The 21,159-nt window shown below is 31.8% G+C and carries 17 protein-coding genes, 2 pseudogenes and 1 riboswitch; of the genes and pseudogenes, 15 read left to right on the top strand and 4 right to left on the bottom strand.

Annotated elements, in window-relative coordinates; all coding sequences use genetic code 11:
- Window positions 1-12 precede the first annotated feature (12 nt).
- The 14 genes and pseudogenes from D9V42_RS07840 to D9V42_RS07780 all read left to right on the top strand — a co-directional run.
- Window positions 13-204, top strand: a pseudogene (locus tag D9V42_RS07840) (winged helix-turn-helix transcriptional regulator); the annotation flags it as partial.
- A gap of 519 nt (window positions 205-723) precedes the next feature.
- The gene (locus D9V42_RS15120; RefSeq protein WP_158262738.1) at window positions 724-894 is read left to right on the top strand and encodes a hypothetical protein; all 171 of its coding nucleotides are present in this window, start codon (window positions 724-726) and stop codon (window positions 892-894) included.
- A 43-nt stretch (window positions 895-937) separates the two neighbouring features.
- Entirely contained in the window at window positions 938-1,423 is a 486-nt protein-coding gene (locus D9V42_RS07835) for a hypothetical protein (RefSeq protein WP_122064289.1), read from the top strand.
- A 372-nt stretch (window positions 1,424-1,795) separates the two neighbouring features.
- The gene (locus tag D9V42_RS07830) at window positions 1,796-2,299 is read left to right on the top strand and encodes a DUF805 domain-containing protein (protein ID WP_122064287.1); all 504 of its coding nucleotides are present in this window, start codon (window positions 1,796-1,798) and stop codon (window positions 2,297-2,299) included.
- Between the two features lie 194 nt (window positions 2,300-2,493).
- Window positions 2,494-2,631 (top strand): hypothetical protein, encoded by a 138-nt coding sequence (locus D9V42_RS15565; RefSeq protein ID WP_158593185.1) that lies wholly within the window; start codon window positions 2,494-2,496, stop codon window positions 2,629-2,631.
- Window positions 2,632-3,227: 596 nt separating this feature from the next.
- Complete coding sequence (locus tag D9V42_RS07820) at window positions 3,228-4,382, top strand: iron-containing alcohol dehydrogenase (RefSeq protein WP_122064286.1); 1,155 nt, start codon at window positions 3,228-3,230, stop codon at window positions 4,380-4,382.
- Window positions 4,383-4,703: 321 nt separating this feature from the next.
- Window positions 4,704-4,804: riboswitch (TPP riboswitch) on the top strand.
- Window positions 4,805-4,911: 107 nt separating this feature from the next.
- Window positions 4,912-6,648: a phosphomethylpyrimidine synthase ThiC gene (thiC, locus tag D9V42_RS07815; protein WP_107556387.1), complete on the top strand. Its 1,737-nt coding sequence runs from the start codon at window positions 4,912-4,914 to the stop codon at window positions 6,646-6,648.
- A 312-nt stretch (window positions 6,649-6,960) separates the two neighbouring features.
- A complete protein-coding gene (locus D9V42_RS07810; RefSeq protein ID WP_122064284.1) occupies window positions 6,961-7,941 on the top strand; it encodes a tripartite tricarboxylate transporter substrate binding protein in 981 nt (326 codons plus the stop codon).
- Between the two features lie 12 nt (window positions 7,942-7,953).
- Window positions 7,954-8,397, top strand: coding sequence for a tripartite tricarboxylate transporter TctB family protein (locus tag D9V42_RS07805; RefSeq protein ID WP_017723402.1), 444 nt, complete (start codon window positions 7,954-7,956; stop codon window positions 8,395-8,397).
- A gap of 14 nt (window positions 8,398-8,411) precedes the next feature.
- Entirely contained in the window at window positions 8,412-9,911 is a 1,500-nt protein-coding gene (locus D9V42_RS07800) for a tripartite tricarboxylate transporter permease (protein ID WP_208639073.1), read from the top strand.
- Between the two features lie 249 nt (window positions 9,912-10,160).
- Entirely contained in the window at window positions 10,161-11,261 is a 1,101-nt protein-coding gene (locus D9V42_RS07795; RefSeq protein WP_122064282.1) for a helix-turn-helix domain-containing protein, read from the top strand.
- A gap of 27 nt (window positions 11,262-11,288) precedes the next feature.
- Window positions 11,289-12,119: a membrane protein insertase YidC gene (yidC, locus tag D9V42_RS07790; protein WP_122064371.1), complete on the top strand. Its 831-nt coding sequence runs from the start codon at window positions 11,289-11,291 to the stop codon at window positions 12,117-12,119.
- An 83-nt stretch (window positions 12,120-12,202) separates the two neighbouring features.
- A complete protein-coding gene (locus tag D9V42_RS07785) occupies window positions 12,203-12,670 on the top strand; it encodes a DUF805 domain-containing protein (RefSeq protein ID WP_107555710.1) in 468 nt (155 codons plus the stop codon).
- 181 nt (window positions 12,671-12,851) lie between these two features.
- Complete coding sequence (locus D9V42_RS07780; protein WP_107555711.1) at window positions 12,852-13,892, top strand: NAD(P)-dependent alcohol dehydrogenase; 1,041 nt, start codon at window positions 12,852-12,854, stop codon at window positions 13,890-13,892.
- Window positions 13,893-14,603: 711 nt separating this feature from the next.
- Here D9V42_RS07780 and D9V42_RS07775 read toward each other — a convergent pair.
- Window positions 14,604-15,497 carry a 2-hydroxy-3-oxopropionate reductase gene (locus D9V42_RS07775; protein ID WP_267920725.1) on the bottom strand — a complete coding sequence of 298 codons (894 nt, stop codon included), beginning with the start codon at window positions 15,495-15,497 and terminating at the stop codon, window positions 14,604-14,606.
- A gap of 73 nt (window positions 15,498-15,570) precedes the next feature.
- The gene (locus D9V42_RS07770; RefSeq protein ID WP_107555712.1) at window positions 15,571-16,395 is read right to left on the bottom strand and encodes a sugar phosphate isomerase/epimerase family protein; all 825 of its coding nucleotides are present in this window, start codon (window positions 16,393-16,395) and stop codon (window positions 15,571-15,573) included.
- A gap of 287 nt (window positions 16,396-16,682) precedes the next feature.
- Here D9V42_RS07770 and D9V42_RS07765 point away from each other — a divergent pair, with 287 nt between their 5' ends.
- A complete protein-coding gene (locus tag D9V42_RS07765) occupies window positions 16,683-18,044 on the top strand; it encodes a gluconate:H+ symporter (RefSeq protein WP_122064280.1) in 1,362 nt (453 codons plus the stop codon).
- A 219-nt stretch (window positions 18,045-18,263) separates the two neighbouring features.
- On the opposite strand, the pseudogene melB reads toward D9V42_RS07765, so the two are convergent.
- Both melB and melA read right to left on the bottom strand, forming a co-directional pair.
- A pseudogene (gene melB, locus D9V42_RS07760) lies at window positions 18,264-19,642 on the bottom strand (melibiose:sodium transporter MelB).
- Between the two features lie 138 nt (window positions 19,643-19,780).
- Entirely contained in the window at window positions 19,781-21,079 is a 1,299-nt protein-coding gene (gene melA / locus D9V42_RS07755) for an alpha-glucosidase/alpha-galactosidase (RefSeq protein WP_107555715.1), read from the bottom strand.
- Window positions 21,080-21,159: the final 80 nt, after the last annotated feature.

Below are 21,159 nucleotides of genomic sequence, written 5' to 3'. Positions count from 1 at the left end.
AAAAGTAATCGTTTAAGATTAAGTGAATTACAAAATACACTACCTTATATCAATCAGCGTATGTTAATAAGAAAACTTCGAGAATTAGAGCAAGACAAAATCATTGAAAGAACTGTCTAACCAGTAGTTCCCCCTAAAGTAGGTTGTAAATTGAATGAAATAGAATTAAACCTTGATAAACTAGTTTCTTCAATTTGTAGTTAGAGCATTGACTTTCTAGATACAATTAAAAGTAATAATCATAGGTATTAACATAAGTAATCGTTATTAGAAATTATTATGCCTTTTTATTAAATTTAGTTACTAAACAAGCGACTTCAAATATTAAGTGAAATTATTCTCATATACCAAGGTTATTTAAGAATGTTTAAAAAGCACATTAAAATAGAGAACTTTGTATATTTATTTTTACATTACGTAATATATTACACTAAAATTTTAAATAACAATTATATAAAATTATTATTTTTTATATAATTGTTTAAATTAATATTGGTTGTGGTATCGTTTGGTTTGCTAATAATATCATAAAAGGAGAGATTCTATGTCAATAATCTTATTATTACTAGGGGTTATATCAATTTCTTTATTAATATTTAGTTTCTTAAAATCTAATAATTTTATTAAATTTATTGGTTTCATAATACTATTTTTAATAGTATTTATAGTTGTGTACTTTTTATTTTTAACACCTCCAGAAAATATAAAAAAAGGATGAATTAAATGAAAAAAATATTGAAATTAGCATTAGTTTTTTTAATACTTTTACCTGTAGGAGTAAATACTCTTAAAAATAAGGCTAATGCACAAACGCAAAATGAAATACATATAAAATCTAAGCAGTTTATTGAATATCCTATAAAAAAATGCCCGAAAAGTAGTACAAGAATATAAAAATAGTGGCTGGAATATTACAGAAAAAGGTGCTTATCGTGATGTGAATTTATCAGAAGGCGATGTTTACATAAATGGAAAAAAGCATGAAATAAATAGCCATGGTATTGTTAAAGTAGATAATATAAAGAATGATAAGTTAAACATATCAAGTGATGGTAAAAATGAAAACAGAGCTACTGTTGTTAGTAATAATGGAGAAAAAACCGCAACTTTTGGTATAAATGCAAACCAAATTATAGATAATATGGATAAAGGGACTCACACAGTAACTCAAGAAGCAGGTTATGGAAAAAAATATAAAAAAGGAGAATGGGTGCATTGTAATAGGTTTAATGGTCCACAAAGCGATAATGTACATTATGCCAAAAGTAATCCAAAGGCTATGGTGAATTTTGCTGGAAGTGACTGTGACAAATTTCTACTTAGAAGCACTAAATGTTATGGTCACAGTTATAGTAATATTAAAGCTAAGGCTGTAGCATGCTCTAGTATTATTGGGCACAGTACTAAATATCATCATCATTAAATAAACATATTATTCGTCACACATGATAATGTGAATTAAAAATCATCCTCTTTTATTTATATAAGTGATGATCATTAGAAAATAGATTAAAAGAGACTCCTTTTTCAAAAAGGAGTCTCTTAATTGTTTGAAAATCTAATATCGGTTTAATAACGATCATTTTTAACAAACTAATCATACATACAGAAATACTGTTTTACTAGCCTCGATAATTGTTCAATTAAGTTAGGCTCTAAATTATCATCGTTATAACATTACTTATATGGCCTTAGCACCGATAATTAAATTATTTTCTGTTTACTTATTCAAAAAATATAACTATTATTTAAATCATATATTTTTTTTAATATATTTTATAGTCTAGGAGGATATATGAATAAATCGTCAAATTTTATTAGCAGTTATTTTAATTTTTGGAAACGTTGCTTAGACATTCATGGGCGATCCACTCGTTCTGAATTTTGGCACCCATTTTGGATTAATTTTTTAATCACTTCTCTTTTAGGGATATTTTCTGTAGGTACTTTAAGTAGTATATTTGCGATTATAACGCTTATACCATACTTTACTGTCATGACTAGACGCCTGCATGACTCGAATCGTTCAATGGTTTTTGCGATACTATACTATATTAGTGGTTTCATCACTAAAGCCGCAACAATTATATTTGTGTTGGGTATTATATTTGCGACTATTAAGTTTGAAGAATTTGGTCTATTAGGTTCTACATTTATTGCTGGTATTTTTGGTGTGGTTATTGCAGGGGGCGTTTCATTGTATATTTTATATTTATTGATTAAGCCTGGGAACATAAAAGTTAATAGATATGGTTCTGGAGGGAGTTGTCAAGACGCTAAGTTACTAGTAGGAGAATAGTGTTTTACAATTTTTAATAGATTAGCAAATAAAACTGGAGTGATAGGAGAGTCACGTATACGTAAAGGGCGCCTAGTTGAAGATGAATTTTATGATGCTATATAAGTGGGAATTTTAAGAGAAGAATGGCATTTTCAATTTTTTAAAAGAAGTAGTCATATAAATTTTTTATGAGCAAAATAAAGGAATGAAGTATAGCTGAAACACCAATAATTTTTAATGCAAGTTTTGGTCATAATGAGCCTAAGTGTGTAATTCCATATGGTGTTAAGGCTGAAATAGATACTTTAAATAAAGAATTTAACATTATAAGCAATACTATTTCAGCATGATTTACATATTAAAAGAGACTTCCTTTCAAAGGGAGTCTTTTAATCGTTTCAAAATAAAATGTGTCGCAATAATGATTATTTTTAATAAAGAAGCATGATTTGATTTTATATAAAGGTATGAAAATGTATTATACTTGAGGTTGCCTTGTCAGCAAATAATATATTACAGCATTAATTACTAGAAAAACGAAAATCACACTAAACACAATAAATTTAGTTACGAGTGTAATACTTGAAAACAATGTAACGATAAATATTATAATTGCTATTATATTGAATATTGTCAATTTTTGTCTCATTATAATTCTCCATTCTGGCTAAGAGTTCGATAAGTATTTAATACATTATTTTTCTTTATATCTATAGATTAATAAAAATTCTCTTAATGATATATCATTTAAATTCATAATGATTTATTATTGAATTGTCATAATTTTCTATAAATAAAAATATATAGACTTAATACAACGAATGCAGTATAGATATTGTACCTAAAGTATATAGAGACTAACTATGATTATGAAGTTATCAAATATCCCCTTGTAATAATAGGATAGAGTTACAAGGAAATTCACCAATTTATTAGGAGGTATTATATGAATTACGAATATCATTGTGATACAAAAATAATAATGGGCCCTGGTAAATCAAAGGATTTACCAGAAATCATCTCGGAGTATATAAATATAGGTGAGACTGTAATGGTGGTAACGGATTCTGGTATTAAAGATGCAGGATTAGTTGACCCAATAGAAATGAATTTGAAAAATTCAGGTTATAAAGTGATATCTTATAATGAAATATCTCCCAATCCAAGAGATACAGAGTGTTTAAAAGGTGCATCACTTTATCAATCAACAAACGCATCAGCTGTTATTGCGGTAGGAGGCGGTAGTCCAATGGATACCGCCAAAGCTATTGCCTTACTTGGTCCAAATGGAGGTTCACCTGAAGAATATAATAATGGTGAGAGAAACTATGCCAATATATCGCCTGTCATTTGTGTTCCAACAACTGCTGGGACAGGTTCTGAAGTAACACGGTCTTCAGTAATTACATTAGAAGAATCACATACGAAAATTACACTTAAAAGCCCTTTACTTAGACCAACAATTGCTGTTCTTGATCCCGAACTTACCTTAAGTGTGCCAAAATCTATAACTGCAGCAACTGGAGTAGATGCATTAGTTCATGCAATTGAAGGTTATACATGCACTGTGACAAACCCAATCTCACAAGCAGTGGGAAAAAGTGCGATGTCTATTATCGTTGACTACCTACCGAAAGTATATCAAGACGGAAAAAATCTAGATGCCCGGTATAAAATGCAAGAAGGCAGTCTCTTAGCAGGCCTATGCTTTGGATCTGCTGATGTTGCAAGCGTCCATTGCTTATCAGAAGCATTAAGTAGCTTATATGACACACCGCATGGCGTTGCGAACGCAATATTTTTACCCCATGTAGTAAAATTTAATGCTGTTGAAAATAAGCCACTTCATGCTGAAATTAGTAAAATCATGCAGTTTGCAAAGCAGAGTGACACTGATGAAATAGCAATTGAAAAGTTGATTAAAGGGTTATATACATTAACAAACGACTTAGGAATCCCATCGTTGAAAGATTTAGGATACGTTAAAACAGAACATTTTGAACAAATGGCTAATCTAGCTAAACAAAATAATTCAACACCAAGTAATGTCAGACCAATAACTGAAAAAGATTATTTAATTATTTTAAAAGAAGCCTATTAAAAAAAGAAGTTCCTTAATCGTTTCAAAATAAAATAATGTCTAAATAATGAGGATTATTAGAATTGTAGGGAAAAGAGGAATGCAAAAGGGACTTATATTCTAATTTTACTGTTTCATATTATAGATAACCTTTTTCTTACTACAGCCATATTTTCTATAAATGTAATATTAAGTTTTTAAATTAAAATCACGAATGATTAATTCAACAAACTTGTGAGTCGAGTAGTTACAAAGGTTATTCAATTTTTTCACGTTTATATAAAATTGGAAATTTATTTGTAATTATTCTTTATTAGTGTTAAGTTTAAGCAAGAATTTAATAAGAATTGCTAGGGGTGCTTGTAAGCTGAAAGAGGCATTGTTCTCAACCCTTTGAACCTGATCTGGTTAGTACCAGCGTAGGGAAGCAGAAAAGTACAGTACATATGGAAAGTCTGTTTGTTGGGCTTTTATTTACTGTCGCTTCACTAAATATGTGATTTTCTACCAGGTCTCCTAGCAATAATAAAATGCTAAGGAGTTTTTTTATTTGGAACAAGAAAAAATTGAATTAAAAAAACAATTTCCATCAAGTCAAAGAATATGGATTAGTGGAGAAGATCCAGATATTCGAGTGCCGTTTAGAGAGATACAACTTTCTCCGACCATAACAGAAGAAGGAACAACTGATAATGATCCAGTGTTAGTCTATGATACTGCAGGCCCGTACCACGACGATGATTATAAGATTGACGTTCAAAAAGGTATACCGAAAATGCGAATGACATGGATAAAAGAAAGAAATGATACATTGCCATATGAAGGAAGAAGCATAGTATCATTAGATAATGGGTTTAAGTCAGATAATCATAAAAAATTTGTCGAGACACCGTTTAAATATCAACCAAGGAAAGCAGAAACAGGTAGGAATGTTACTCAAATGTATTATGCGAAACAGGGGATGATCACGAAAGAAATGAAATTTGTAGCTATGAGAGAAGATACATCGCCTGAGTATGTACGTTCTGAAATTGCGCGCGGAAGAGCGATTATTCCCAATAATGTAAATCATCCTGAGTCAGAGCCGATGATCATTGGTAAAAATTTTCAGGTGAAAGTAAATGCCAATATAGGAAACTCAGCAGTTAGTTCTTCCATAGAAGCCGAGATAGAAAAATTAGTCTGGGGCATTCATTGGGGCGCTGATACTATCATGGATTTATCTACAGGTAAAAATATTCATGCTACGAGAGAATATCTTTTGAGAAATTCGCCTGTCCCAGTTGGCACAGTACCTATCTATCAAGCACTTGAAAAGGTAGATGGTTCTGCTAAAGATTTGACTTGGGAAGTTTATCGAGACACACTGATTGAACAAGCAGAACAAGGTGTCGATTATTTTACTATACATGCTGGCGTGTTATTGAGATATGTACCTACAACAGTTGATAGATTAACAGGTATTGTCTCGAGGGGTGGATCAATCATGGCACAGTGGTGTTTAGCTCACCATGAAGAAAGTTTTTTATATACACATTTTGAAGAGATTTGTGAAATTATGAGTCGCTATGACATTGCAATTTCTCTTGGTGATGGATTAAGACCTGGCTCAATCTACGATGCAAATGATGAGAGTCAAATACTAGAATTAAAAACACTGGGCGAATTAACTGTAATAGCATGGGAGCACGATGTGCAAGTAATGATTGAAGGTCCAGGTCATGTACCGATGAACAAGATAAAGGAAAATCAAGACCTCGCTGATTTCCATTGCCAAGAAGCGCCATTCTATACATTGGGGCCATTGACAACTGATATTGCACCAGCCTATGACCATATTACGTCAGCGATTGGTGCCGCACAAATTGCTAGTCATGGCACGGCAATGCTTTGTTATGTTACACCTAAGGAACATCTAGGGCTGCCTAATAAAGATGATGTAAGAGAGGGCGTTGTTACGTATAAGATTGCTGCACATGCAGCTGATTTGGCCAAAGGAATGAAAGGGGCGCAACGCAGAGACAATGAAATTAGTAGAGCGCGATTTGAATTCAGATGGTATGATCAATTTAATCTATCGTTAGACCCAGACAAGGCGCGTTCATTTCATGATGAGACTTTACCGGCTGAGGCAGCAAAAGTTGCCCATTTTTGTAGTATGTGTGGACCTAAATTCTGTTCGATGCGAATCTCCCATGATTTGAGAAAACATAAAGATTTAAAATCAGAAGGATTGAAGCAAAAGTCAGAAGAATTTGTTTCAAAAGGTAGTAAAATTTATCGTTAAATATAGGAAATGAGCCAGTCTTATCCGTTAAAAAATACTTTGTTATCTGTGAAATCAGGAGAGATTATTTAGATTAAATACTCATGATGAAATTACGTTTTTAACCTATAATAAATAAAAGAAGTGTCTTAATCGTTTCAAAATAAATATTGTCTAAAAGCACGATAAGTTTATAAACTTGTCGTGTTTTTATTTTTATTAATAATTTATTAATAGATAATATAAAATTTTAATAAAAATAATGTTCACTTATTCAGAATTTTCTGATAACATAAAAGCTAGTTTGTAATCGCTTACAGAGGGAGGGGTATTATGAAAAAATGGTTAGCTTTAGTCATTGTTTGTTCAACTGTGCTTGCTTCATGTGGCAAAAGCAATGAATCAAACGCATCAAAAAACCAATTTCCAGATGAAACAGTAGAAATTGTTGCTCCGGCTTCTCCAGGTGGAGGTTGGGATACGACAGCGCGTGCTATCCAAAAAATCATACTGGAGGAAAATTTAACTAAACAAAATATTAATGTTATTAATAAACCTGGAGGTGGCGGTGAAGTAGGTTGGCAATATTTAAAATCACGTTCACCTAATACGATTTCTATTAATTCAAGTTTATTATTATCTAATAATGAATTAGGATTAAGTGATTTAAATACTGATGATTTTACGCCTATTGCTATTTTAGCAACAGAATGGATTAGTCTAACAGCATCTAATAAGTCGAATTTAAATTCTGGTAAAGAAGTTATGGAAAAATTGAAGAAAGATCCTAAATCTTTAACGATTGGGGTTGCACCGGGATTGGGAAATAATGATCATTTAGCATTTGTTCAAGCGGCAAAAGAATATGGTGTTGATGTAGAAAATATTGATTTTCTTGTTTATAAAAGTGGAGGAGATTTACAAACTGCTCTATTAGGTGGACATGTAGATGTAGCTTCAACAGCTGTTTCTGAGGTTAAAGAACAGCATCAAACTGGTAAATTAAAAATGTTGGCTGTAACTTCTGATAAACCAATTGAAGGTATTGAAGATGTACCTACCTGGGAAGATCAAGGTATTGATGTAGTATTTCCACATTGGCGTGGCGTCATGGGTCCTAAAGATATGACACCTGAGCAACGAGAGTATTGGGATACTACAATGGAGAAAGTAGTTAAGTCAAAAAGGTGGCAAGAAATAAGAAAAAACAATGATTGGGAAAAATTCTATAAAGATAGTGAAGAAAGTGAAAAATTCTTGAAAGCGCAACGTAAGAAATATAACGAACTAGTAAATGACTCAGGTCTAAAATAAGGGGGAGTATAAATGTCACGACTTGTTTTTCCATTAGTATTAATATTATTTGGTGTGATTTATTTAGTGCTAACTATCAATATACCGAAATCTAATATTGGTGATCCTAATAGTCCTATGTATTTTCCATTATTAATCGGCCTATTGCTTGTTGTAATGAGTATTATTTACTTTTTTCAAGAATTCAAAAAGCGTCATCAAAAATTTACAGCTTTTTCACAATTACTTGAAAAACGTACGTTTATACGTATTGTACTGACTATCATTTTAGCGATAATATATGCTTTTATTTTTGAACCCTTTGGTTTTTTAATTTCAACCATTCTATTTTTAGGTTGTATTATGTTCTTGATTAATGGATATAAAAGATGGTTACAAAATATTTTAGTAACAGTAATTTTTTCCGGTATTGCATGGTATACCTTTTCGCAATTATTAGATGTTAGTTTACCTTAAGGAGGGTTATACGAATGGGGATTGATACAGGTAGTTTTTTGGAAGGGTTAACGACAGCATTTCATCCGATGAACCTTTTATGGGTACTCATCGGTGGTTTTCTTGGTACGGTTGTAGGGATGTTGCCTGGATTAGGGCCCGCTACTGCAGTAGCAGTACTTATACCAGTTACTTTTGGTATGGAACCAGTAAGTGCATTAATTTTGATGGTCTCAATTTATTATGGCGCTATGTATGGAGGTTCTAGAAGCTCTATATTATTAAATACTCCAGGTGATGGATCAGCAATTGCAGCTACATTTGATGGTTACCCGATGACTAAAAAAGGTGAAGCGGGTAAGGCACTTACAATTTCAGCTATAGCTTCATTAATTGGTGGCATTACAGCAGTTATTGGTTTTATAGTTCTAGCAAAACCATTGTCAAATTTTGCTTTGAAATTTGGTCCGCAAGAATATTTTTTATTATTTTTATTTACACTTTCAGCTATTGTTACTTTGTCATCAGGGAAGATGGTCAAAGGATTTATTGCAACAAGTATTGGACTGATTATTAGTACTGTAGGTGTGGACTTACAGACAAGTATTTATCGTTTCACTTTTGATATCCCACATTTAAGTGAAGGAATAGATTTCTTAGTAGTTATAATAGGAGTATATGCAGTAGCAGAGGTTCTGTACAATTACTTGAACCTACATGCATTAAAGCCGCCAAAAAATGACGTGGGATCAATGAAATTATCAAAAGAAGATTGGAAAAAAACACGTGGAGCGATGTTTAGGCAAAGTCCAATTGGCTTCCTAATCGGTGTATTACCTGGAGCGGGAGGATCTATTGCGGCAATGCTAAGTTATTCGACAGAAAAGCAAATATCTAAAAACGGTAAAAATTTCGGAAAGGGTCAAATAGAAGGCGTGGCTGCGCCTGAATCTTCTAATAACGCTGCATCGGTCGGGGCTTTGATTCCATTATTAACAATGGGGGTACCGGGATCGGGAACTACAGCTGTTATATTAGGTGCTGTGGTGATGTTAGGCTTACAGCCAGGACCATTATTATTTGAAAATGAACCTGAAACAATATGGACTCTTGTTAATAGTATGTTTATCGGTAATATTTTTTTAGTTATATTAAACATTGCTTTAATCGGCTTACTATTAAAGATTTTACGTACACCACCTAAAGTGCTATATCCAATTATTTTAGTGCTTGCATTTATCGGTACATATACATTAGGTTATAGCGTAATTGATTTTTATATTTTAATTATCTTCGGTGTTATTGGCTTAGTAATGAAGTTATTAGATTTCCCAATCGCGCCTTTAATCTTAGCTTCGATAATTGGGTCAGATATGGAACAAAACTTTCGTAAAAGTTTAATAGTAAGTAATAATAATATATTAGATATATTTATAGGGTCACCGATAAGTATTGTATTATTATTAATGACAATTTTAGCATTGTTCTATCCACTGATTATAAAAGGCTTTAAAAAAGCAAAATTAAAAAAATAATTTGGAAATAGATGGGTTAAAACTATGAATCTAAACTGAAATTCTTTTCGTTATTTAGTAAGTGCAGATTAATTATTTGATTGTTTTAGAGAGTAGAATGGGAATCATATTTGAGTAATATGATTTTCTTTCTACTTTTTTCATGTGTTTTTTGTTTCTATAATGGAAACTTAATTTCTAAAAGATGCTATATAAGCAATACACCATACTTAAACTTTCTAGTAAGATTAAATATAAGAGGTGTTATTAATGATTCAAATATCTAAAAAAATCAAACAGGAACGAATAAGATGTGGAATGACACAAGAAACATTAGCTGAGCATCTTAATACGACAAAGACTAGTATTTCTAAATGGGAAAACGCAACACTATATCCCGATATTACGATGCTTCCTAAATTAGCAAAAGTTTTCAATATTTCCGTTGATGACTTGCTTAATTTCAGCATTACTATGACAGATAAAGAAATTAAGAAAATCTCAATCTCATTATCTAAGATGGTTAATCTTACAAGCTATGATAAATATTTATCGACTGTGAGAGATTATTATAGTAGTCATTGTAATGAATTTACATTACTTAGTTCACTATTAGGACTTTTGATGAATCATATATCCTATTGTCAAAATGAGCAGCAAAAAAATGAAACGATAGAACTAGCTTATAAAATGATTCATCTAATCGAAAAAAATTGTGACATAGAAGAGGTGAAAAAGCACGCTAAAGGCTATAAACTAGTCTTTCAAATATATGATGGTAAATATACTGATATTATTAATAATGTTCCAGACCATGATATGAAACTAGGACAAAGTTTTATGTTAGCTCAAGCATATATTTTGAATGGAGAAAAAAGTAAGGCAGATAGTGTTATTCAGACAGATATGTATCAATCTTTAATGTTATATTTACAAAATTTTACGCATCGTTTAACTTATGATTTACATACTTTATCGATAGAAAATCTAGAGCATAGAATTTATCACTTAAACAAAGCTTTTAATATTGATTATTTATACCCATATTTAACAATTACTATTTATTATCAATTTGCTCAGTATTATTCTGATAAATCTCCATTAAAAACTATAGAAAACCTAGAAAAATTTTGTCGGTCATTTGACTATTTAATAAGCGATTTTAGTTATCATACAGATGAATTTTTCAATAATATTAACGAATGGTTTAAACAACTTCCATTTGGCCAAAGGTTGCCAGTTAATTATGAAAATATGCTAGAAATGCTTTATTCAAGTATTTTAAATCACTCATCTTTTAATAATATAGAAGGATTTGGGAACATTGTAACTAAAATTAAACAAATCTATTTAAAAAAGGGGAGAGAGTAATTGTTTCGAAAATATAGATTCCTCATTATGACAGTAATTGTATTTTTATCTGGTTGTGATTATTCAAAGCCGCAAAATAAAAGTGGCTTTTTTTATAATATTTTTGCGCAACCAATGGATCATCTCTTGCATTGGCTAGGTTCTGTGTTTGATAATAACTATGGATTAGCAATTATTGTAATAGTATTGATTGTTAGGATTATTATGTTGCCATTTATGCTAGCGCAATCTAAAAATGGGCATTTTATGCGTAAAAAAATGGAAATAGTAAAACCTGAAATAAATGAAATACAGAAAAAAGTGAAAAATGCATCTACACAAGAAGATAAAATAGCCGCCAATCAAGCAATGATGGATAAATATAAAGAATATGGAATGAACCCAATGAAAACAATGCTAGGATGCCTTCCTTTGCTTGTTCAAATGCCGGTACTATTTGGTTTATATGTAGCATTAAAATGGCCTACGAGTGGTGGATTAACAGAGCACGCTAATTTTCTTTGGTTTAATTTAACGCAACCTGATATTTGGATTACAATCATCGCAGGTGTTTTATATATCGTACAACCATTAATTAATTTAGAAAATATGCCACAAGAACAACGATTTATGGGGTATATGATGGCAATTATTTCCCCGATATTTATCATATATATTACACTTACATCCGCTTCAGCTTTAGGTTTATATTGGGCTGTAAACTCGTTGTTTTTAATATTCCAAATGTATTTTTCGAATAAATATTATTCCAAAATAGCGAGAAAAGAAGCAATTTTGTTGAAGCAAAATATAAAGAGTAAATATCTTCAGAAAAATGAAAGTAATAAAGACATTAAAGAATCGAGCCAAGTAATATAAGTTGGATATTTAATTTTTACAACCTAAATAGAAATATTTTTGTTAGTATATATCTGGTTTGAATTTTTTAAAGGAGTTATTATATGCTACATTATTACAAATTATTTTGGGTTAACGCTTTGAACATAAAAGGTAGATCAAGGCGCAAAGCGTATTGGTACCCATTCCTTATGACAGTTATTATATCTGTAATTGCATCTATATTAAACGATGTTTTACCTGTGCCTCAAACCCTAGCTGAAATTATATATTGGGTATTTAATATAGCAACTATTATTGCTACATTCACCGTAATGGTTAGACGTCTACACGATATCGGGATGTCTATGTTGCTACCATTGATTATACACTTAACTCCTTTAGTATTTCTGCTAACCGGAAGTATAATAACACTAATAAATCCTCAAATGAATTTTTCTGTCGGAAGTTCTTTAGTATTAATCGCTGGAAGTTTATTGTACTTAGTGATTTCTATTATTGTGATAGTGATTTGTTGCACTGAGGGTCATAAGGATGAAAATAAATATGGCATGAATCCTAAAACATCTTAAATGAAGAGATCTGTATTGAAAAGTTCATGTCTATATTTAAATTGTGCTCGTTATAAACGTTTGATCATTACTTCTTTATGTATAGGCTGTTTTTTAGACTAGAGTTAACTCTAAGCGCTATGATATTAGGTGAAGAAGTTGGAAAGTCTTCAAATAGGATAAGTACTGGAGGAATAATTTTATGGTTAATGCTAAAGCTAGAGCGGTTAACGGTCCGGATTCGAATTTTCATGCTACAGAAATTAAAAGACGTGATCTTGATACACATGATGTATTAATTGAGATTAAATACGCAGGTATATGTCATTCTGATATTCATACTGCACATGGTGAGTGGGGGCCAGTTCACTATCCACTAGTGCCAGGTCATGAAATTGCAGGTATTGTTAAAGAAATTGGGTCAGAAGTGAGTAAGTATGAAGTAGATGATCGTGTTGGTGTTGGCTGCATGGTTGATTCTTGTGGCGAATGCGAAAATTGTCAAAACGGCGAAGAACAATATTGTCTAAACGGAATGGTTGGCACATACGCAGGTACGGATAGATATGGTGAACCGACACAAGGCGGTTATTCAACACATATTGTCGTACATGAAGATTTTGTATTACGTATTCCTGATAATATCGGTTTAGATGCTGCAGCTCCATTACTTTGTGCGGGTATTACTACTTATTCACCTTTAAATCATTGGAAAGCAAGTGAAGGTAAAAAAGTAGCAATCATCGGTATGGGCGGTTTAGGACACATGGCTGTTCAAATTGCAAATGCTATGGGCGCAGAAGTTACTGTATTATCACAAACGTTAAATAAAAAAGAAGATGGTTTAAAATTAGGTGCAACACATTACTATGCAACAAGTGATGAATCTACATTTGAGCAACTGCCAAAAACTTTTGACTTAATTATCAATACAGTAAGTGCAAACTTGCAATTAGATGATTATCTTAAATTGCTTACATTAGACGGTACCATTGTTAACGTTGGGGCACCAGCGGAACCAATCTCATTAAGAGTTGCAAATTTAATTGGTCACCGTAGATCATTTGCTGGATCAGCTATAGGAGGTATACGTGAAACACAAGAGATGTTAGACTTCTGCTCTGAACATAATATCAAGCCTCAAATTGAAATGATTTCAGCTGATCAAATAGATGAAGCTTATGAAAGAGTTTTAGCATCTGATGTTAAATATCGCTTTGTTATCGATACAAGCACAATGTAATTAACTTGCAATTCATGAATATCTAAAGTGCTTTAAATCATTTTAAAGTATATTATAGTAGCCACTTGTTTTAGACAGAGTTCTGAAATAAGTGGCTATTACTATATATATAAGTTATATATTGAATGAAAATTATAATTATATAATATGTCAAATTGTCTATATAATCACAAATATTAAGTAATTTTTATATAAAAAATTTGTATAAGTTTAAATTTACTATTATACTAACTTATAAGCGTTTAAGTAAACGCTAACATAACGTTACAATAGTTGGGAGTGATTTTCATGCCAGATACAGATACTGCAGCAGACTTATTGGAAAAGATCTTAGATTATTTATTTTCTCTTAAATAGTAATTTTTAAGAGTGGGTATTTATACTTAAAATCAATAAAGAACAATTGATTTGCTAAGAAACCTAACTTGAATTTTGGATATGTCCCTATAAAGTCGTCAATTAACGTTGAGTACTTTGTAGGGTTTTTTAGTCAAAATGGTATCTTAATGTCAGGATACTGTGTTGAAGTAATAATCTAAAAAGTAAAGAATAAATTACATTTTAATCAGGTTGAATATGTGTAGTTTTATATAAAGTAGAGATAAAAAAACGTTGAGGCAAATTAATTGTCTCAACATTAATCATTATATGGGGAGTAGTTGACTTGATTGAAATTTAAAGCCTCTCTCCAAAAATTTAGGTTATGCTATTCTATACGCGATGGTTAGCCATTTTTTCGAAAAAATCAATAATATAGGAGTGGTCTTTTTTACTATTACCATTAGCTACTTCTGAACTGAAAATTTCTTTAACAATATTTGTAACAGGAAGTGGTACTCCTAAAGCGTTGGCAGAGTGTTGAATATTACCTAAGTCTTTAAAATTTGTTTCAATTTTTCCACCAGGTTCAAAATTTCTTTCTATAATAGATGGCATCTTAGCATCCATTACAGCACTACCAGCTAATCCACCACTAATGGCTTCAAAGAGTTTGTTTAAATCTATTCCTGATTTACTAGCATAAACACAAGCTTCTGATAAACCTGCTAAATTAATACTGACAATAATTTGATTTGCCAATTTAGCTGCTGAACCAGTGCCGCTTTCTCCAAAATGAACTATATTTTCTCCCATTGTTTGAAATAAAGGGAGAACTTTTTCGAAGTCATGTTCTTCTCCACCAACCATAATGGACAGTCTTCCTTCAAGTGCCATTGGTTCTCCACCACTAACAGGAGCATCCATAAAGTGAATATTAAATGGTTTCAACTTAGCTGAGAATGCTCTGGAATCTTCAGTTGATACAGAACTCATGTCTATCACAATTGTCCCTGGCTTACAATTATTCGCAAGGCCTTCCTCAGAAAATAAAACTTGTGTAACATGTTTAGATGTAGGAAGCATCGTTATAATAACATCGCAATTTTTAGCCACTTCCCTATTTGAGCTACAGGCATTGCCACCTAATGCTTTTAACTCATCAACTGCGTCTGTATTTAAATCAAAAATATATGTTTCATAACCACTTTTAATAACGTGAAGTGCCATAGGTTTTCCCATAATACCTAAGCCAATAAATCCAACTTTCATAAGTATTACCTCCATATACATAAATTTTAGCAATTAATCTAACTGATAATAGCGTGATGAACATTATCATTATTAAAAATTTCTTCTACTATTTATTGTCGATTATAGGTTGAAGATGGTTTTGAACATAGTTACCAAGATCTTTAATCACTTGGGTAGTGTTTGCATGTGCTTCTCCTATTTCATCTTCGAGCATTATCCAACCGTTGTAGTCATTTTGTTTCAAAATTTGTGTGCATTTTGAAAAATCTATATCTCCTGCGCCCATGTTTTTCCATTCTGATTGATTTGCAACATCTTTATAGTGGACATGCTTAATAAGTGAAATTGCATCTTCAAACACTTTTGATGGGTTCATACCACCCATAGCAATATGTCCGGCATCAGGCGTATAGCCCATATAACCGCCGTCTAGACCGTCGAATAGTACTTTATAATCTTCTTCAAATTTCCAATAAGATGTTTCATATGATATTGGGTGTAGTGAAGTAGTAATACCATGTTCTTCGTAAGCACGTTTAGCGAGTTCATTTGCACCTGTAATAATTTCTTTTTGTCTTTGCAATAAATTATCCCTATTTTTTCCACTTCTTGATGGAACGTTCATAATTGCTCCAGGAAAATGCTTGAGATAATTGAAAAAGTAATCATCTATCTCTTTTTCACTATCAGATGCATGACCACCTACAAAAGCATGTGGCACCGTTAATGCTGCTAACTTTAAATTGTTTTTGTCGAGAGCTTCTTTTAAAAGTTGTGGTGATTTCTCATATTTTCCTAACAAATTGATTTGTACGTCTACACCAGTAAGTCCTGCATTTGCTATGTCGTGTATCACCTGATCCATTTTATCTGCTTTTTCATCGTAGTCTAAAACCCAAGTAGAGCCTTGGCACCCAAAATTAATCGTCATTATTTTCCTCCTAACAAGCCACTGTATATTGAATAGAAATATGTTTTTTGTTAAATAAAATAATTTTTGAAAACGCTAACAATATATTTCAACCCTATCATTTATAATACTTTTGTCAATCATAATGTGAAAACAAACGAAAATAAAAATAAATAAATGAAATTAATTGAAAATATAAAATAACTATATTAAAATCACACATATATGTAAGCGCTTACTTTTTAGGAGCTTAGCTTGATAACTTAAATAGAATATTAATTTAGTGAAAGAGAGAATGGGGGATAAGGATGTTTGAAGAAATTTGGCCGCTTATTGGTGTGGTTATAGGCGTTATAGTTTTACTTATATTAATTATTGGGTTCAAATTGAATACTTTTATATCACTTATTGTGACTTCTATGTTTACGGGGATCGTCTTAGGTATTCCAATTGATAACATCGTTGAAACAGTGGAAAAAGGCATGGGAGATACTCTTGGTAGTATTGCAATCATTTTTGGTTTGGGTTCGATTTTAGGTAAGTTACTATCAGATGGTGGTGGCGCAACTCGAATAGCTGATAAATTAATTGAAACTTTTGGCGAAAAGTATGTGAATTGGGCGATGTTAATTGCATCATTTATTATAGGCATTTCACTATTTTTAGAAGTTGCGTTTGTGTTACTTATTCCTCTTGTGTTTACATTAGCCAAACGAATGAATATTTCTAATCTTAAAGTTGGTCTCCCAATGACGATTTCGATAGCCATTACACATGGCTTTTTACCACCGCACCCTGGACCAGTTGCGGTAGCACAAGCATTGAATGCTAATATTGGGCACGTATTAATGTATGGTATTATCATAGGTTTACCTTTGGCATTGATTGTGGGTGCTTTTTTTACCAAACTTGTATATAAAATTGTGCCATCAGCTTTTGCTAGGGAAGGTAAACAGATGAGCGTTGACGAAGAGAAACCTGTAGCAGTAAAAGATAGACCTAGTTTTGGCTTAAGTTTATTAACGGCACTTAGCCCTATTATTTTAATGTTGTTGGCGACAATTATTCAATTGATTACAGGCCATGAGGATGGTAAAGCTGGTGGTTTTGAAGGCTTCATTTATTTCATTGGTTCATCAACAACAGCGATGTTAATTGCTGTGCTTATAGCGATTTATACGATGGGAATAAGAAGAAAAAAATCTACTGATCAAATTATGGCTACTATTTCAAATGCTATTACACCGATTGCTATGTTATTGCTTATCATTGGTGGAGGTGGTGTTTTCAAACAAGTTATTATAGATGGTGGTGTAGGTGATACTATATCTAAAATTTTCCACGGAACTGAGATGTCTCCAATTATATTGGCATGGTTGGCGACAGCAATTTTGAGATTAGCTTTAGGATCATCGACCGTTTCCGCGCTATCATCAGTAGGTATTGTATTGCCATTGATACAATCTATGGATGTGAATATTTCTCTTATTGTACTTGCAATTGGAGCTGGAAGTGTCTTCTTTTCACATGTTAATGACGCAGGATTTTGGATGTTTAAAGAATATTTTGGCTTAACTATGAAAGAAACATTTTTAACCTGGACGTTGCTGGAATCAGTATTATCCGTATTGGGATTAGGATTTATTTTGATTTTAGATGTAGTTATTTAATAGGTATAGATTTAAAAGAATTAAATAAAGTGTAGTGATTCAACATTTTCAATAAATTTAACGTTACAGTTGTAATGAGTTAATTGTATTATTAGCAACAAAACCCCCTTTACTATTTTGAATAGTAAAGGGGGTTTTTGAATATTAGTGGCTAAAGCACTAAATATAATACTATAGACCAGTCATTTTTGTTTATCAATTTCGCAGTGGGTAATTAGATTATGCTTTTTTACTTTTTCTCAGATTTAATACATTTACCACATCTTTTATATATGCGCCTTTTAATTTATAACTCCATTTATAAATGATAAAACTAGCTATTATACAAATTATTGGGAGTATAACCATAATGAAACGTAATCCATTTTTTGTGAATTCGCTTTGTTGAACGCCCGGTTGATAACCTAAAAGCGTTAAACTCCATCCAGTAATTAAACCGGAAATGGCCATAGCTGTTTTCATTAAGAACGTCTGAGTAGAAGTGATAACGCTTCGTTTCTTTGCCCAAACTTCATTTCACTATAATCAATGACGTCTGCTATTGAAACGGTTATTATTCCCATAATGAATCCAGTACCAATTTTGATAAAGGTAGTACCTAATATAACAGGTAATATGGCTTGTGGTGAAATGTAACTTGCAGCTAGCAAAATCAATAGTCCGAATATTACACTGCAGGTTGCAATAGGAAATATATGTTCCCTTGTAATCCATTTTGCAATTCTTGGGAAAATAATCAAAGCAAGAATTTCAACAAACCCCATACCGTTATAGAGTGCAAATAAAAACTTGGATTCAGCTACATAGCTAAAATAATAAATGAGAACATTTCCAATGATTTGTGTACATAAGAAAAAGGTGATTAAGATACCAATATAATTCAAGAGTTCTTTGTTAGTAAATAATATTCTCCATATGTCTTTGAAACGTAATGTAATACCTGTGTCTATATTTGTAGGGGCTTCTTTTACATTGCGAACAGTAATTCCCATTGTTGTGATAAAGAAGATAATTATAATGATTGTGAGTATTAAAAAGCCAATGGACTGATCACCATTTCCAAATAAATTGTCCAAGAATAGTACAATGCTTAAACCGATAGCACCCAGAATTAAATTAGCTAGGCTCGCAAAAATTCTTGGAATCACTGATACCTCTTCACGCTCGGTTGGGTTATTAGTTAAATTTGGCAACCAAGACCAATAAGGAACATCCATCATAGTGTAAGTCATGCCCCAAAGAATATACATAATTGTGACGAATACATATAGACTTGTCCCAGACAAATCAAAATTTGTGAATAATATAATGGTTACAAAAGAATTGATAATAGTACCAATGACTAACCATGGTCTAAATTTTCCCCACTTTGTTTTTGTTTTATCTACAATCATACCCATAATAGGATCGTTGATAGCATCCCATATTCGGGCTACAAAATATAATGTCCCTACAAAACCAGCTGTAATGCCTAAGATGTCTGTTAAATAATACATAAGATATATGCCAATTAGATTAACAACTAAATCTTTACCAAAAGCACCAATGCCAAACGAATACTTTTCTTTACGTGTTATTTGTCGCTCCAAATAAATCACCTCATAAGAAAACTTAAGTTGTTATATGAACAAAATACTTAAGTTTTTAGATATATAACTTTTAATTTTAGTAGTAAAATATTTTTAAAAAACCAGACACTGCGCATCTAATTGAATAATCACAGGTCTGGTGTGAGTTTATTTATATGTTGGAAGCCAATCTCCGTGGGCTTCAATTAAATCATCACAAAGTGAGATAATATCGTTGATAGATAGTTCAGCAGCTGTATGTGGATCTAACATAGCAGCTTGATAAATTTTAGATTTATCGTTTGTTAATGCAGCTTCTATTGTTAATAATTGAGTGTTTATATTTGTTCTGTTCAAGGCTGCTAGCTGTTCTGGTAAATCCCCTATATAAGTAGGCGCTAAACCACTTGCATCAACTAAACATGGGACTTCAACAACTGCATTTTCAGGTAGATTGCTTATTAAGCCACCTGTGTTTAATACATTGCCGCCAATTTTAAATGGTATATTTGTTTCCATTGCTTCAATAATATAAGAACCATATTCGTTGGAACGTTGATGAGTCAGGTTTTGATCATTGACTATATCATCACGCATTTGTGACCATTCTTCTATTTGTTTTATGCAACGACGAGGGTACTCATCTAATGGAATATTATAATCATCGATTAATTCTGGGTACAGATTTTTAATAAAGTAAGGATGGTATTCTGCGTTATGTTCAGATGACTCTGTAACATAAAATCCAAATTTATCTAAAATTTCAAAACGAACCATATCGTCATGTTTTGATTTTTGTTTTGCTTTGGCACGCTTTTTGATTTCCGGATATAAGTCTTTGTCATTTTGTTTGATTTCAAGCAACCAAGCCATGTGATTAATTCCAGCAATCTTAGATTGTATGTTATCTTGTGGCAAATCTAATGAATCTAATAAGTCATTCGTACATACTTGTACACTATGGCAAAGGCCCACCGTTTTAATACCTTCTTTTAGCATTATATTAGTTAAAACGGCCATTGGATTTGTATAATTTAAAAACCAAGCATTTGGGCATACTTCTTTTATATCTTTGGCAAAGGCTTGCATTACGGGTATTGTTCTTAAATTACGGAAAATACCACCAATACCTAATGTATCAGCAATAGTTTGTCTTAAGCCATATTTTTTGGGTATTTCAAAATCAGTAATCGTAGCAGGATCATATCCGCCTACTTGTATTGCATTGATGATATATTTTGCTCCTGATAATGCCTCTTTACGGTTATGGTATGCGCTCACAGTAACGTTTGAATTTAAATTTTTCTTTAAATTATTTAACATCATTTCTGAATCATGCAATCGTTGCTCATCTATGTCATATAAAGCAAATTCAAAACCTTGTAATGCTTCTACTGTCATACAATCGCCTAGTACATTTTTGGCGAAAACAGTACTTCCTGCGCCTAGAAATGTAATTTTGTCCATTAGTCATGCCCCCTAGTTTTATTTAAAAACTGAATGATCATTAATACCGTCTATTTTTAAAAATTTAAAGCGAAAATTTT

Origin of the sequence: Staphylococcus pseudoxylosus, assembly GCF_003697915.1 — a bacterium.
GTDB lineage: Bacteria > Bacillota > Bacilli > Staphylococcales > Staphylococcaceae > Staphylococcus > Staphylococcus pseudoxylosus.
The sequence above is the reverse complement of the archived record's forward strand: the minus strand, read 5'-3'. Positions and strand labels throughout refer to the sequence as shown.

Coding starts and splice junctions, on each gene's coding strand:
- D9V42_RS15120 (WP_158262738.1), top strand. CDS start 724: ATGAAAAAAATATTGAAATTAGCATTAGTTTTTTTAATACTTTTACCT.
- D9V42_RS07820 (WP_122064286.1), top strand. CDS start 3,228: ATGAATTACGAATATCATTGTGATACAAAAATAATAATGGGCCCTGGT.
- D9V42_RS07785 (WP_107555710.1), top strand. CDS start 12,203: ATGCTACATTATTACAAATTATTTTGGGTTAACGCTTTGAACATAAAA.
- D9V42_RS07805 (WP_017723402.1), top strand. CDS start 7,954: ATGTCACGACTTGTTTTTCCATTAGTATTAATATTATTTGGTGTGATT.
- D9V42_RS07795 (WP_122064282.1), top strand. CDS start 10,161: ATGATTCAAATATCTAAAAAAATCAAACAGGAACGAATAAGATGTGGA.
- D9V42_RS07780 (WP_107555711.1), top strand. CDS start 12,852: ATGGTTAATGCTAAAGCTAGAGCGGTTAACGGTCCGGATTCGAATTTT.
- D9V42_RS07775 (WP_267920725.1), bottom strand. CDS start 15,497: ATGGAGGTAATACTTATGAAAGTTGGATTTATTGGCTTAGGTATTATG.
- D9V42_RS07770 (WP_107555712.1), bottom strand. CDS start 16,395: ATGACGATTAATTTTGGGTGCCAAGGCTCTACTTGGGTTTTAGACTAC.
- yidC (WP_122064371.1), top strand. CDS start 11,289: ATGACAGTAATTGTATTTTTATCTGGTTGTGATTATTCAAAGCCGCAA.
- D9V42_RS07765 (WP_122064280.1), top strand. CDS start 16,683: ATGTTTGAAGAAATTTGGCCGCTTATTGGTGTGGTTATAGGCGTTATA.
- D9V42_RS07800 (WP_208639073.1), top strand. CDS start 8,412: ATGGGGATTGATACAGGTAGTTTTTTGGAAGGGTTAACGACAGCATTT.
- melA (WP_107555715.1), bottom strand. CDS start 21,079: ATGGACAAAATTACATTTCTAGGCGCAGGAAGTACTGTTTTCGCCAAA.
- D9V42_RS07810 (WP_122064284.1), top strand. CDS start 6,961: ATGAAAAAATGGTTAGCTTTAGTCATTGTTTGTTCAACTGTGCTTGCT.
- D9V42_RS07830 (WP_122064287.1), top strand. CDS start 1,796: ATGAATAAATCGTCAAATTTTATTAGCAGTTATTTTAATTTTTGGAAA.